This window comes from Tumebacillus lacus (assembly GCF_026410385.1).
In the GTDB taxonomy this organism is placed as follows: domain Bacteria; phylum Bacillota; class Bacilli; order Tumebacillales; family Tumebacillaceae; genus Tumebacillus; species Tumebacillus lacus.
Genome location: NZ_JAPMLT010000010.1, coordinates 31,114 through 45,662, shown reverse-complemented (window position 1 = coordinate 45,662; position 14,549 = coordinate 31,114). Strand labels below are relative to the sequence as shown.

Here is a 14,549-nt window from a genome sequence, read left to right as displayed (position 1 = left end):
CTCCATGATCCCTTCAACCTCCGTGACTCCTATGTATCCCTTTACGCGCCGGTCGTCGCGTTCGCCTTGTCGGTGATCAAGTTGGCGATCTCGCCGAGCGCTTCTTTTTGCTTGCTGATCAAATACTCCACACCGTGTTTGCCGAGCGCGATCAGTTCGTTCAGCTCTTCCATCGAGAACGGCTCATCCTCGCCCGTGCCTTGCAGCTCGACAAATTTGCCGGCTCCGGTCATCACGATGTTCATGTCCACCTTCGCCGAAGAGTCCTCTTCATAGCGCAGGTCGAGCACCGGCGTTCCGCCCACTACGCCGACCGATGTCGCCGCCAAAAAGTCGGTGACCGGCATCGTCGACAAGGCACCGTCCCGCATCCGCGCATACAACGCGTCCACCAACGCCACAAACGCGCCGGTGATCGAAGCGGTGCGCGTGCCGCCGTCCGCCTGAATCACGTCGCAGTCGATCCACAGCGTCTTTTCGCCGAGTGCCTTCAGATCGACCACCGAGCGCAACGCGCGGCCGATCAGCCTCTGGATCTCCATCGTCCGTCCGCCCACCTTGCCGCGCGTCGCCTCACGCTGGTTGCGCGTGCCGGTCGAGCGAGGCAGCATGCCGTATTCGGCGGTGATCCAGCCGGTCCCGGAGTTGCGCAGGAACGGCGGCACTTTGTCCTCCACCGTCACGGTGCAAATCACTTTCGTATCGCCGACCGAGATCAGCACCGAGCCCTCCGCGTGCTTGATATAATGCCGTTCAATGCTGATCTCACGCGTTTCGTTCGGTTTTCTCCCGTCAATCCGCATTCGTAAGTCCTCCCCTTCGATCCCATTCCAAAGTTCCAAATCCAAAACAACACTCTGTTAGGATAACCTGAAAATCGAGTTTGTTGTCAAGAAAATAAAAGAACGGGGCCAAGACCCCGTTCCCAGCTCCCTGTTTACAACTGTTGCTCGTTGACCACTTTCGGCACCGCGACCGGCTTGGTCAGGTCAAAGCCGTCGGTCAGCCCGGGCATCTGGCCGTTGACGGTAAACTGGATCTGCTCGACCTCCGAGTTGGCCGCCACCGACAGCACGATGGAGTGGATCATGCTCGCTCCGGCCGTGGTCGAGGTCGCCGCTTGGAAATCGTCGCCAAAGTCCAGCGTCGCCGTCTTTTCCTTGATGTCGGTCTTGAGCGGCTTCATCGTCGGCATCACCACCGGATCAAGACCGGCTGCGTTCGGTCCTTTTGCCAGTTCGGCCAGCGTCAGGTCGACCATGTTCTGATCTTTGACATTCGGCACGATGCGGGTGACCGGCACGAGGTAGTTGAAGTTGCCCTTGTCGTTTGCCCCTTCAAAATACAGGGTAAGCTTGGTCGCGTTGGTCGGGTTGACTTCCGACTGCACCTGCAGGTTGATCCCGCTCTCCCGGGAGATCGGATCGGCGACCGGCGTACCCATCTTCATCGTCGGCTTGACATGGCCGTCGAAGAGCAGTTGGACTTTGTCGACATTGGGCAGCGAAGTCAGCGTCCAGACCACCGCGTCGACGATGGCGCGCTCTTCCTCAGCCGTTTTGTAATCCAGTACTTCTTTGGAGAAATCAACGCGAGCCATCCCTTTGTCGATGACGAGACCGCGGATCTCGGTGCCTTTGGGCAGCACGTTGGTGAGCCCGGTGCCGGTCAGCGCCGCATCGCCTGCGCCTGCTTTGATCATATGTTGAAGCGTGGCTTTGGCCACACCTTCCGTTTTGCCGATCTTGATGTTCAGCGGTACGACAAAACCGTTTTGGTTTACCGCGTAGACCGTCGTCGGCATCACATTTTCAGCTTGTTCACCTTGTTTTGCGCCTTGCGACGGACCGGTCGGGCTGGAGGTTTTTTCCGGAGTGAGGGAGCAACCTGTCGCCAGAAGGGACACCGCGAGGACACCGACCAACGCGAGATTTTTCTTACGCATCGTTTCGTCCTCCTCCACTAAAGGGGTTTTCTTACTACATGTATACGAGCCCTTAGCGGAGATATGCTTGTATTTTGTCCTAGACGGTGTCCGAGTCCCCGAGCGTCACGCTGTCGACGCGGATCGGCCGCTTCAGCCAGCGGCTGCCGACCGCGGCAAACCATTCTGGATCGCCCGTTGTGTAAAATTGATAGTCGGGGTGCGGGTTTTGATCGGACAGTTTGTGGATCACCGACAGCACGGTACTGGCCTCGCGGGCGGTCTCCTCTGCCGAATTGATCAACTGCACCGACTCGCCCATCACGCCGCCGATCATCGGAGCGAGCAACGGATAGTGCGTGCAACCGAGGATCAGCGTGTCGATGTTCTCTTTTTGCATCGGTTGCAGATAGGTAGCGATCATCTCCCGCGCTTCCTCCGACTCGGCGATGTCTTCTTCGACGAGGCGGACGAACGGCGGACAGGCCCGGTTGACGACGTCCAGGCGCGGGTTGATGCGGTGCATCTCGCGACGGTACGCGTCGCTTTGGATCGTCACATCGGTGCCGATCACGCCGACGCGCCCGCTTTTGGTCGCGGAGATCGCCGCCCGGCTGCCCGGCGTGATCACGCCGATCACCGGCACGGAGTAGCGCTGATGGGCCGCCTCCAGCCCGGCTGCGGTGGCGGTGTTGCAGGCGATGATGATCATCTTCACATCCTGCTCCACCAAAAAGTCCATGATTTCAAACAAAAAGCGGCGCACTTCCTCCGGATCGCGGCTGCCGTACGGGCAGCGCTGATTGTCGCCGACATAGATGATATTTTCCTGAGGCAGTTGGCGGATCAGTTCGCCAACGACAGTCAAACCTCCAAACCCAGAATCCAACACCCCGATCGGTTTACGGGAAGCCATGCTCATCGTTCCTCTCCACAGATACATTCTGTTCAACTATTCTGTAAAAAAGAAAAGCGCTCCATCGCCGGAACACCAGCCGCGGATACGCTCTCTTTTTCAATCACTGATATGAGTATAGATTTCCTTCAGCGAACCTGCAAGTACCTCAAGGTCGGCTGCCGGGACATGGACCAGTGCTTTCGCGAGGTATTCGCGGCGCACGATCAACACGCGTTGAATCAGGTCGCGGCCTTTTTCTTTCATATGCAATCGAACGACGCGGCGGTCGTTTTTGTCGCGCACCCGTTCACACAAATCGTTGCGTTCCATGCGGTCCACGAGATCGGTCGTGGTGCTGTAGGCGAGGTAGAGTTTGTTGCTCAACTCTCCGATTGTCAAGTCGCCAAACTCCCACAGATAGTTGAGGGCATCAAATTGAGGGGGGGTGATCGAAAAGTCGTTCAAGATCTCGCGCCCTTTGCGCCGCACTTCCTTGGCGATTAAGCGCAACAACAGTTCGAGTTCCTCGACGTGATCCGAATGAAGCAAGGGTTGGGTCATGTGCTACCTCCTGAGTGCAACGATCACCGCTATTGTAGCACTGGCCTGACCATTTGGTCAATCAACCCCATTTACATGCATAATAAAATTTGAATCCAGGTGCGAGTCGGTCAGAAAAAAGACTGTTGGGCGCACGGCCCAACAGTCGGACGGGGGAGCGTTTAGATTTGAATCTCGCCGAGCCGTACCAATTCGACCACAGCTTGCGAACGTCCTTTGACGTTGAGCTTTTTCATGACGTTGCTCACGTGGTTGCGGACCGTCTTTTCGCTGATAAACAGCTTTTCGGCGATCTCTTTCGTGGTCTTGTCTTGGACGAGCAATTCAAACACTTCGCGCTCACGGGTGGTCAGTAGCGATTTTCCTCGTGTGTCCTTTCCCGCTGTCACTCTCGATCCCTCCTTGCTCGGGTCATGAATACAAGGTCCAGGGATACCAGTCAGGTTATCTTATGAGTCTTGTCAGGGGTTGGTGCGAGGTGGGACGAGGAAATAGGCGTTATCCCTATACGCTGTTCCAGGCAGGTGTCAACCTCCCGTTTGTCGTCTCAACGTATCGTATACGAAGGTTGGTCGGATGGTGCGTGTACCAGATCAGGCGATGAGCAGTTTGATTTCGAGAATACCCAGTTCCTGCAACTCGAGCGGCACCGCGTACGCCAGCTCGGACACCGGCTGAACGATCTGCTCGCCCACCTGCACCTGCGGCGGTGTGATGTCGATGTGGACGCCGCTGGAGGCGATCTGCGAACAAGCGTTGCCGGATATCATGTTCGCCAGCTCGGCCACCGCACTCTGGCTCATCTCGTCAAATGCGCTCAGCTCAAATCCGCCCATCATCGCCGAGGCGATCTTCAGCGCAACGCTTGGCGACAGGCCAAATGCGACCTGCCCATCTATTTCACCTTTCAAATCGATGCGAATCCAAACATGATGATCATGCAGATCGGGGGTCGCCTGCACGACGTCACCCGGCACCCAATGATTCGCAGTCATCATCTGGAGCACTTGTTGCGCCGACTCGACGAATGGAACGATGATCTGACCATGCACGTGACTCATCCCCTTACCAATAATTTTTTTATAATAAACGTAGCGATCATATTCGACAAGAGATGACTTTTTTCCTGTCTGTCATTTATTAAGAAATGAAAAAAGACTGTCCGAGAGGTCGGACAGTCTTTTCGGAAAAGCTGATCACGTATTAGCGCTTCAACCAAGAAGCGATCGCGTGGCGGTTGACCGCGCCGTTCATTGCGGCGATCGACGTGGTGAGCGGAATGCCTTTCGGGCAGACCTGCACGCAGTTTTGCGAGTTGCCGCACTCGTGGATGCCGCCTTCGCCCATCAGGGACTCGAGACGGTCTTCCTTGTGCATCTCACCGGTCGGGTGCGTGTTGAACAGGCGCACCTGCGAGATCGCGAACGGACCGATGAACTTGGTGCGCTCGTTGACGTTCGGGCATGCCTCGACGCACGCGCCGCAGGTGAAGCACTTGGACAGTTCATACGCCCACTGACGGTCGCGTTCTGCCATGCGCGGGCCAGGACCGAGGTCGTAGGTACCGTCGATCGGCACCCATGCCTTGACCTTTTGCAGCGCTTTGAACATGCGGCTGCGGTCGATGACGAGGTCGCGAACGACGGGGAAGGTGCGTGCCGGCTTGAGACGGATCGGTTGCTCAAGCTGGTCGATCAGAGCAGAGCACGCTTGGCGCGGCTTGCCGTTGATGACCATCATGCAAGCGCCGCAAACCTCCTCCAAGCAGTTGGATTCCCAGCAGACCGGGGACGTGCCTTTGCCGTCTTTGTCGGTCGGGTTGCGCTGGATCTCCATCAAGCACGCGATAACGTTCATGTTCGGACGATACGGGATCTTAAACTCCTGCGTGTATGCAGCCGAATCCGTATGGTCTTGGCGTTCGATGATCAGATGGATCTCTTTTTGACTCATGACTGTCTCCTCCTTTCTCTAGCTCTTAGGACTTATCTTTCGAGTAGTCGCGTTTGCGCGGCGGGATCAGAGAGGTGTCGACATCTTCGTACGAAATCTGCGGACCGTTCGCCGTGAAGGTGGCGATGGTGGTCTTCAGATACTTCTCATCGTCGCGTTCCGGGAAGTCCGGCTTGTAGTGCGCGCCGCGGGACTCGTCGCGGTCGAGAGCCGACAAGGTGATGACACGGGACAGTTCGAGCATGTTCCACAGCTGGCGGGTGAACGGAGCCATCATGTTCTCCCACTTGGATTTGTCGGACATGTTGATGCGCTTCCAACGCTCCATCAGCTCTTGGATCTTCTCGTCCGTCTTCTTCAGACGGTCGTTGTAGCGGACGACGGTGACGTTGTCGGTCATCCACTGGCCGAGTTCGCGGTGGATCTGGTACGGGTTTTCCGTGCCCTCCATCTTGAGGATCGACTCGTATTTTTGTTCCTGCTTTTTGCGCTCGGTGTCAAAGACCGACTTGTCAACGTCAGACGCGGACTTGTCGAGGCCCTTGATGTAGCGGACCGCGGACGGACCGGTGACCATGCCGCCGAAGATCGCGGAGAGCAAGGAGTTTGCGCCCAGACGGTTTGCACCGTGGTACTGGTACTCGCACTCGCCCGCTGCGAAAAGGCCGCGGATGTTGGTCATCTGGTTGTAGCGAGTCTTGCCGTCGTCGACAAAGTCAACCCACATGCCGCCCATCGAGTAGTGGACAGCCGGGAAGATCTTCATCGGGACTTTGCGCGGGTCGTCGCCGGCAAACTTCTCATAGATCTCCATGATGCCGCCGAGCTTGACGTCGAGCTTTTCTTTCGGGATGTGAGACACGTCGAGGTAGACCATGTTCTCGCCGTTGATGCCAAGGCCGAGGTCGACGCAGACGTGGAAGATCTCGCGGGTCGCGATGTCGCGCGGCACGAGGTTGCCGTATGCCGGGTATTTTTCCTCAAGGAAGTACCACGGTTTGCCGTCTTTGTACGTCCAGACGCGGCCACCTTCGCCGCGAGCCGACTCGGACATCAGGCGCAGCTTGTCGTCGCCCGGGATCGCGGTCGGGTGGATCTGGATGAACTCACCGTTTGCATATTTGACACCTTGTTGGTACAGAGCGGATGCTGCGGTACCGGTGTTGATGATCGAGTTGGTGGAACGGCCGAACACGAGGCCCGGGCCGCCGGTCGCCATGATCACAGCGTCCGCTGCGAATGCGTGCACTTCCATCGAGCGCAGGTCTTGCGCGGTGATGCCGCGGCAAACGCCTTCATCGTCGAGGATCGCCGAGAGGAAGTCCCAGCCTTCGTACTTTTGCACGAGGCCTGCCGATTCGAAACGGCGCACTTGCTCGTCGAGCGCGTACAGCAACTGCTGGCCGGTGGTCGCGCCTGCAAAAGCGGTGCGGTGATGTTTGGTGCCGCCAAAGCGGCGGAAGTCGAGCAGACCTTCCGGGGTGCGGTTGAACATGACACCCATGCGGTCGAGCAGATGGATGATGCCAGGCGCTGCTTCGCACATCGCCTTGACCGGCGGTTGGTTCGCGAGGAAGTCGCCGCCGTATACGGAGTCGTCAAAGTGTTCCCACGGGGAGTCGCCCTCGCCCTTGGTGTTGACGGCGCCGTTGATCCCGCCCTGTGCGCACACAGAGTGGGAACGCTTAACAGGTACTAAAGAGAACAGGTCGACCGGGATGCCGGCTTCGCAAGCTTTGATGGTCGCCATCAAACCTGCCAAACCGCCGCCGACGACGATAATACGTTGGTTGCTCATTGCGTTTCCTCCCTCTAAGGCTGTAAGGCTGTTGTCAGACTGAAACCTACACCGCTGCGTAGAACGCGTTCAGCGCCGCGACGCCGACTGCGGACAGGACCAGGAACAGACCCATCATTGCGTAAGCGGATACGCGTTGAGCGCGCGGGCCGACAGTGATGCCCCAGTGGATGAAGAAGCCCCACAGGCCGTTTGCCAAGTGGAAGACTGCCGCCACGGTGCCGATGATCATGAACCAGTACCCGAACGGGCTGTCCACGACCTGGGTGACCATGTCGAAGTTCGGAGTGTTGCCGCTGAAGCGGGTGGTCCACAGATGCCAGATCACGAAGATGAACGTGAAGACACCGGTGGTGCGCTGCAGGACGAAGAAGACGTTGCGGCCCCACGAGTACTTGCCTGCGTTGTAGCCGGACGTGTACGCCACATACATGCCGTATACGCCATGATACAAGAGCGGCAAGAAGATGAAGAAGAACTCAATGAAAGGCAAGAAAGGCAAAGTCTCCAAGAATTCAACGCGCTCGTTGAACGCGCTCTCACCAAGGGTCGCACTCGAGTTGGTGAACAGGTGAATAAACAGGAACAGGGTTACCGGGATGACGCCGAGCAGGGAGTGCATCCGACGGAACAGAAACTCTCGGCTCACTTGATTGTTCGCCACGGTTCGAACCTCCTTCCGGAAATGAACAACACAGCATTTTCAACTAAATCGGGCAGGTGAGATTTGTCACGTGCAAATTGTCACATACCGCCACGCGCAGGAAAATACCTCGATATACGCGCCCCCTTTTGTGCCGCGACCGTCTGACGCCACCGCGCCACCAAAGGCGGTCTAGTCAATGCCTTTTAAATTGTACTGTTTTGGTAGAAGTAATGTCAAGAAACTGTCAAAGACGACAGCTTACGACTTGAATAGACGCAAAATTCGCAAAGAGTGGCCTTCCTTTCTAGTATAACCATCTCCGGGCAAAAACAAGAGGTCATGCGCGCGGTTCGCATGACCCCCGTGCCTCGCCCTGTGTCAGAGGACTTGCGAATCGAGCGTCCAATTCCTTTCGTGATACGAACTACCTGTTGTTGCTATCCATTCTACACCCGGTTCCAGTGGACCTTCAACCGGCAAGAACAGCAGCGTAGGAGCTTGCGGGGCGTTTTGCACCTGTTTCTGCCACTCCTGCCGCACCTGTGTTTCCGATACGCCGCCTAACAGCCACGATTGCAAGATCTTGCCGTCGCCAAGCGGCAGCCGCTCGCTTTTGGCGACAAACCCGCCCTGCGTGAACAACGCCGCCTCCAAGCGCTCGGCACGCTCGGTACACTCCCGCTCGTCGAACGCCGCCGACAGGTACAGACCGCCCGGTTCGCCGCCCTCCGCCCCGCTTGCGCTCTCTTCCAAGCGACGGTGCCAACTCGGACGCCGAATCGCATCGCCGCCTGTCAGCAGTGCCGTCAGATCCTCGACGACCGCACTCGCTGTCGGCAGCTCGCCCGCTCCCCGGCCGATGAAGGTCAGGTCGCCGACCACGTCCGCCTGCACCGTCACGGCATTGAACACGTCGTCGACGCGGGCCAGCGGGTGGTCGTCCGGCAACAGGCGCGGACGCACCGACAACCGCACCCCTTCCTGCTCTTTGGCAGCCGCCCCGACCAGTTTGATCGTGTAGCCGAGCCGCTTGGCCGCTTTCACGTCTGCCGAGCTGAGCTGCGAGATGCCTTGCCGCTCAATGTTCGCGGTTTCCACCTGCACGTCATAGGCAAGGTTGGCGAGGATCGCCAGTTTGTAGGCGGCATCGTAGCCTTCGACGTCCGACGTCGGGTCGGCCTCCGCATAGCCGAGCAGCTTCGCTTCTTCGAGGATCTCGCTGTAGTCGCGTCCCGTTTTCGCCATCTTGGTCAGGATGTAGTTGCAGGTGCCGTTCAGGATGCCGGAAATGCCGTCCACGCGATTGGCGGTCAGATACCCCTGCAGCAAACGGATGATCGGGATGCCGCCCGCCACGCTGGCTTCAAACAGCAAGTGGACGCCGTTCTCCTCCGCCACTTCCAACAGTTCCGCCCCATGCTTGGCGAGCAATTCCTTGTTGGCGGTGATCACATGGCGGCCGGAGCGCAGCACATCGAGAATGATCGTTTTGGCCGGTTCGATTCCGCCCATCACTTCAATAAAGATGTCGATCGACGCATCGCCGATCAGATCCTCCGGCTCCAAGGTCAGCAGGCTGCCGTCCACATCGAGCTGCCGTTCCTTCTCCAGATCGCGCACGAGGACTCGGCTGACGGTCACCTCGCATCCGGTGCGGGTACGGATCACGTCAAAATTGTTCAGAATCGTCTTGTACACGCCGCCGCCGACCGTTCCCAGCCCCAGCAGTCCGATCTTGATGAGTTGTTGTTTTTTATCTGCCATCTGTGTTTCCCTCCACTCGACCCACAAAGTCGATGATGATGTCATTGATCTGGTCAAACTCCAGCAGGAACGCGTCGTGCCCGTGCTCCGAGGCGATCTCGCGGTACAGGGCCCGCTTGCCCTGCGCAAGGATACGCTCCGCCCACGCCCGCTGCTCTTCCGCCGGATAGAGTCGGTCCGAATCGATGCCGACCCAGAGCAGATCGCTCTGAATGCGTTGGATCGCCGCCTCCACTCCGCCGCGCCCCCGCCCGATGTCGTGCAGGTCCATCGCCCTTATCAAGCGCAGATAGGAGTTGGCGTCAAAGCGGTTGACCAGTTTGGCTCCTTGATGGTCGAGGTAGGTTTCGATCTGAAATTTGGTGTGTCCGAGCGGCGCGTCGGCCGCCGACGTCTCATGACCGAAACGGGATTGAAACAGAGAGAACGAACGATAGGTGATCATGCCGATCTTGCGTGCCAGCGCGAGGCCGTTGACCGGCCCCGCCGTGCCGTAGTAGTCGCCGCCGGCAAACGCCGGGTCGCTTTCGATGGCGGAGCGCATCGCCTCGTTGTAGGCGATGGCCAGCGCGGACAGTTGCCCCGACGCGGCCATCGGGATACAGGCCCGCACCCGCTCCGGGTAGCTCACCGCCCACTCGATCACCTGCAGCCCGCCCATCGAGCCGCCCAGCACCAACGCCAGTTCGCCGATGCAAAGCGCGTCGACCAACTGTCGCTGCACGTTCACCATGTCGCGGATCGTGATCAGCGGAAAGCGGCTGCCGTAGGGGCGGCCGTCCTGCGCCGGATCGGGCGACTGCGGCCCGGTGGTGCCGTTGCAGCCGCCGAGCACGTTTGAGCAGATGATGTACCACCGCTCCGGGTCGAGCGCCTTGCCCGGCCCGATCAGCGGCTGCCACCAGCCCGGCTCCTCCGTCGGTCCCCCTGCGTGCGCATCGCCGGTCAGCGCGTGGCAGATCAGCACCGCATTGTCTTTCGCCGCGTTGAGCCGGCCAAACGTCTCATACGCCACTTCCACCTCCGGCAATGTCTCCCCCGCCTCCAGTTGCACACGGCCAAGCGCGAGGGTCTGCCGCCCACTCCAAATCGCTGTCTCATCCCAAGTTGCTGTGTGGTTCACTCGTTCTCCCTGCCTTTCCCGGAGACAAACACCTGACAGATACAAAAAGCCCCCACTTTCACATACATGAAAGAGGGGGCACAACATATCAAAGGTGTCCGCCTCTTATCTTCCAGACCAAATACAAGTCTGCTGGAATTAGCACCTCTTCGCTTGCTGCGGAATCCGTGTGGATTCACAAAGCAAACGAGGTTGCCGGGCTTCATCGGGCCAGTCCCTCCGCCACTCTTGATAAGAGTTGTTGTCATTGCATGACATATTCAGTTGAAATCCTTGAGAGGAATCATATCATGGCAAAATTTGCTCTGTCAAGAGCCGATCTGCTTTGCCGTTTACTCGCCGTTCAGACCGGCCACAATCGCTTCTTCCACCGCATCGAGACCAAACTCGCTGTGTAGCACTTGCACCGCGCGGTGGGCCTGCTCGCGGTCGACGACGCAGGAGACTTTGATCTCCGAGGTGGAGACCATCTTGATCGAGATGCCCGCATCGGCCAGCGCGCCGAACATCTGCGCAGCTACGCCGGGGTTGGAGATCATGCCTGCGCCGACGATCGACACTTTCGCCAGGTTGTCTTCCACGGCGATGTCCGGGTTGCCAAAATCGGCGACAATCCCTTCCAACACTTTGATCGCCGTTTCACAGTCATCCTCGGTGACGGTGAAGGAGATGTCGGAGCACTCGTCATGCACGACAGACGTGACGATGATGTCGACGTTGACCGATTGCTCCGCGAGCTGTTGGAAGATGCGGTGCAGATTGCCGATCCGGCTCTTGACCCCGACCAGCGCGACTTTGACTACGTTCGTGTCATGCGCGATCCCGCGCACGATTCTTCCTTGTTCCATCTTGGCTTCCTCCTCGACGAGAGTTCCGGTGTTCAGGTTGAAACTGGAGCGCACCATCAACGTGACATTGTACTGCTTGGCAAATTCAACAGCGCGGGGGTGCAGCACGCCGGCGCCCAGATTGGCCAGTTCGAGCATCTCGTTGTAGGAGATGCTTTCGATTTTTTGCGCCGCTTTGACCACGCGCGGATCGGTGGTGTACACGCCGTCGACATCGGTGAAGATCTCGCAGACGTCCGCCTTGAGCGCAGCCGCCAGCGCGACCGCCGTCGTGTCGGAACCGCCCCGTCCGAGCGTCGTGATCGACCCGTCGTCGCTCGCACCTTGGAACCCGGCGACGATCACCACTTTGCCGTCCGCCAGCTCGGCGCAGATCCGGCGCGGGTCGATGTCGGTGATCCGCGCTTTGCCGTGAATCGGCTCGGTGCGGATGCCCGCGAGACCGCCGGTGAAAGAGATGCTCGGCACGCCTTGGGCCTGAATCGCCATCGCCAGCAGCGCGATCGACACCTGTTCGCCGGTCGTGACCAGCATATCCATCTCGCGGGCGGTCGGATTGGGAGCCAACTGACGAGCCAGTTCGATCAGATCGTCGGTGGTGTCACCCATCGCGGAGACGACCACGACCACCTGATTGCCTGCTGCCACCGTGTCACAGACACGCTTTGCGACGCGGCGAATACGTTCGACGTTGGCGACCGAAGAGCCGCCGAATTTTTGGACAATCAATGCCACGTTCTTCCACTCCCATCATGTCTGGTTTATACCGGATGAGAAGGGCCGCGAAAATAAAAAACAGCCTATGAAAGGTTTCCCTCTCACGGCTGTTTGCAGTCGCGTGATAAACCCTCTCTCTTTCCCCGGCGTGAGAAGTTCTCCACAACAGGAATGGGGCTCCTGCTGTGACAGTCCTGCACCTGTTCGATGCAGACCCAGCCTGATATCACCCGGTGTGATCCAGACTTCGGCGAACATCCCTTTTCCGCCAGATCGTCAAGCTCCGGGCTCTCCGTGGCAGTACTGATGATGTGTCGCGCCTCGTCTCACCTCGATTAAGAGATGAGTTTTTGTAACAACATTTTATTAATTTGAAAGATTGGAGTCAGTATAGCTTGAATTCGCCGCTTCGTCAAGCCTGCTTCAAAAAAGCCAGGATCTCCCGGGCCAATTTATCGCCGATGCCGACTTTGCGGTACTCTTCAACGCCCGCTTCTTTCATCGCATCGATGGAGCCGAAGTGTTTGAGCAGCATCTTACGCCGCTTTTCGCCCACGCCGGGGATGTCGTCGAGGATCGATTTGAACGCCTGCTTGCCGTGCGTCTGGCGGTGGAAGGTGATCGCAAAACGATGGACTTCCTCCTGCACGCGGGTGAGCAGATAGAACGCCTGCGACGTGCGCTCGATGGGGATCGGGACCGGATCGTCGCCGAGGAACAACTGCGACGTGCGGTGGCGGTCATCTTTGGCGAGACCGCAGATCGGAATGTCGAGCGACAGTTCGTTTTCCATCACGTCGATCACCGCGTTGATATGCCCCTTGCCGCCGTCGACGACGACGAGGTCGGGCATCGCCGTCCCCTCTTTGAGCATCCGGGTGTAGCGGCGGCGCACCACTTCGCGCATCGACGCATAGTCGTCCGGGCCTTCCACCGTCTTGATCTTGTATTTGCGGTATTCCTTTTTGTTCGGCTTGCCGTCTTCAAAGACGACCATCGCCGCCACCGCGTCCACGCCTTGAATGTTCGAGTTGTCGAACGCCTCGATGCGGCGCGGGGCCGGGATGCCGAGCACGGCGCCGAGCTGTTCGATCGCGCCCAGCGTGCGCGTCTCATCGCGCTCCATCAGCCGGAAGCGCTCCTCCAGCGCGATGCGGGCGTTTTCGTTCGCCATGTCGACGAGCTGCTTTTTCGGTCCCCGGTGCGGGAAGATCAGTTTGACGCCTCTCTTCTGCGACGCCAGCCACTCCTCCAGCACCTCGGTGCCTTCCCCTTCGCGGGGGATCAGCACTTCTTTGGGCACGTCCGGATTGTCAAAATAGAACTGGGCCGCGTACGACAGGAAATCGTCGATCTCCTCGCCGTGATGGTGAAAAATATCGAGATCGCGCTCGATCAGTTTGCCGCCGCGCATGTAAAACACCTGCACGCACATGTATCCTTTGTCCGCGTAATAGCCGAAGATGTCGCGGTCGACCGTGTCGGTCAACGCCACCTTTTGCTTTTCCATCACGCGTTCGATGTTGTGAATCTGGTCGCGCAGCTCTTTGGCGCGTTCAAAGTTGAGTTGTTCCGCCTCTTGGAGCATCTGCTCTTCAAGGTTTTTGACGATCTCGTTGTGACCGCCGTTAAGAAATTTGGTGATCTCTTTGATCATCGCCTGATACGTCTCCGGCGCGACTTCATATTCGCAGGGAGCGGCGCATTGGTCGATGTGGTAGTACAGGCACACCTTGTCTTTCAGCGTCTTGCATTTGCGCAGCGGATACAGCCGGTCGAGCAGCTTTTTCGTCTCGCTGGCCGCCTGCGCGTTCGGGTAGGGGCCGAAGTATTTGCCTTTGTCCTTTTGGATGCGGCGCACGATCTCGAGGCGCGGGTGCTCGTCGCCCGTGATCTTGATGTACGGGTACTGCTTGTCATCGCGCAAGGAGATGTTGTAGTGGGGCTTGTGCTCTTTGATCATGTTGCATTCGAGCACCAACGCTTCCACGACCGAATTGGTGACGATATATTCAAAATCGGCGATGTTGGCGACCAAAAGTTGCGTTTTGCCGTCATGCGATCCGGTAAAATACGAGCGCACGCGGTTTTTCAGCACTTTTGCTTTGCCGACGTAGATGATCTCGCCGTCTGCATTTTTCATCAGGTAGACGCCCGGCTTGTCGGGCAGGAGTTTGAGTTTCTCCCGGATCTGGTCTTTCTGGGTCAACGTTCTCACCCGCTTTCTAAAAAAGAGCAAGGATATGACCCATTGTAGCACAAAAAAAACGCCCCCGCATCGGATGATGATTCCGGGCCGGAGCGTTGCAGTACGGAT

Annotated in this window: 13 protein-coding genes and 2 riboswitches; all 13 genes read right to left on the bottom strand. The window is 58.2% G+C overall.

Annotated features, from left to right (window positions below):
* Positions 1–41: 41 nt before the first annotated feature.
* The 13 genes from rph to uvrC all read right to left on the bottom strand — a co-directional run bounded on the left by rph (position 42) and on the right by uvrC (position 14,441).
* Positions 42–803, bottom strand: coding sequence for a ribonuclease PH (rph, locus tag OS242_RS15350; protein WP_267152576.1), 762 nt, complete (start codon positions 801–803; stop codon positions 42–44).
* Between the two features lie 134 nt (positions 804–937).
* Positions 938–1,945 carry a GerMN domain-containing protein gene (locus OS242_RS15345; protein WP_267152575.1) on the bottom strand — a complete coding sequence of 336 codons (1,008 nt, stop codon included), beginning with the start codon at positions 1,943–1,945 and terminating at the stop codon, positions 938–940.
* 79 nt (positions 1,946–2,024) lie between these two features.
* A complete protein-coding gene (racE, locus tag OS242_RS15340) occupies positions 2,025–2,840 on the bottom strand; it encodes a glutamate racemase (protein ID WP_267152574.1) in 816 nt (271 codons plus the stop codon).
* 99 nt (positions 2,841–2,939) lie between these two features.
* Entirely contained in the window at positions 2,940–3,383 is a 444-nt protein-coding gene (locus OS242_RS15335; RefSeq protein ID WP_267152573.1) for a MarR family winged helix-turn-helix transcriptional regulator, read from the bottom strand.
* Positions 3,384–3,544: 161 nt separating this feature from the next.
* A complete protein-coding gene (locus tag OS242_RS15330; protein ID WP_267152572.1) occupies positions 3,545–3,772 on the bottom strand; it encodes a helix-turn-helix domain-containing protein in 228 nt (75 codons plus the stop codon).
* 204 nt (positions 3,773–3,976) lie between these two features.
* Positions 3,977–4,435 (bottom strand): chemotaxis protein CheX, encoded by a 459-nt coding sequence (locus OS242_RS15325; RefSeq protein ID WP_267152571.1) that lies wholly within the window; start codon positions 4,433–4,435, stop codon positions 3,977–3,979.
* 151 nt (positions 4,436–4,586) lie between these two features.
* Positions 4,587–5,336, bottom strand: a complete 750-nt coding sequence (gene sdhB / locus OS242_RS15320) for a succinate dehydrogenase iron-sulfur subunit (protein WP_267152570.1) — start codon at positions 5,334–5,336, stop codon at positions 4,587–4,589.
* Positions 5,337–5,361: 25 nt separating this feature from the next.
* Positions 5,362–7,134: a succinate dehydrogenase flavoprotein subunit gene (gene sdhA, locus OS242_RS15315; RefSeq protein WP_267152569.1), complete on the bottom strand. Its 1,773-nt coding sequence runs from the start codon at positions 7,132–7,134 to the stop codon at positions 5,362–5,364.
* 46 nt (positions 7,135–7,180) lie between these two features.
* Entirely contained in the window at positions 7,181–7,798 is a 618-nt protein-coding gene (locus OS242_RS15310) for a succinate dehydrogenase cytochrome b558 subunit (protein ID WP_267152568.1), read from the bottom strand.
* Between the two features lie 360 nt (positions 7,799–8,158).
* Positions 8,159–9,544, bottom strand: a complete 1,386-nt coding sequence (locus tag OS242_RS15305; protein ID WP_267152567.1) for a homoserine dehydrogenase — start codon at positions 9,542–9,544, stop codon at positions 8,159–8,161.
* The gene (gene metX / locus OS242_RS15300; RefSeq protein WP_267152566.1) at positions 9,534–10,667 is read right to left on the bottom strand and encodes a homoserine O-acetyltransferase MetX; all 1,134 of its coding nucleotides are present in this window, start codon (positions 10,665–10,667) and stop codon (positions 9,534–9,536) included. The genes OS242_RS15305 and metX overlap by 11 nt, the downstream gene beginning before the upstream one ends.
* A 102-nt stretch (positions 10,668–10,769) precedes the next feature.
* A riboswitch (SAM riboswitch) is annotated at positions 10,770–10,905 on the bottom strand.
* A 94-nt stretch (positions 10,906–10,999) separates the two neighbouring features.
* The gene (locus OS242_RS15295) at positions 11,000–12,250 is read right to left on the bottom strand and encodes an aspartate kinase (protein WP_267152565.1); all 1,251 of its coding nucleotides are present in this window, start codon (positions 12,248–12,250) and stop codon (positions 11,000–11,002) included.
* Between the two features lie 127 nt (positions 12,251–12,377).
* Positions 12,378–12,565, bottom strand: a riboswitch (Lysine riboswitch).
* A 79-nt stretch (positions 12,566–12,644) separates the two neighbouring features.
* A complete protein-coding gene (gene uvrC, locus OS242_RS15290) occupies positions 12,645–14,441 on the bottom strand; it encodes an excinuclease ABC subunit UvrC (protein ID WP_267152564.1) in 1,797 nt (598 codons plus the stop codon).
* Positions 14,442–14,549: the final 108 nt, after the last annotated feature.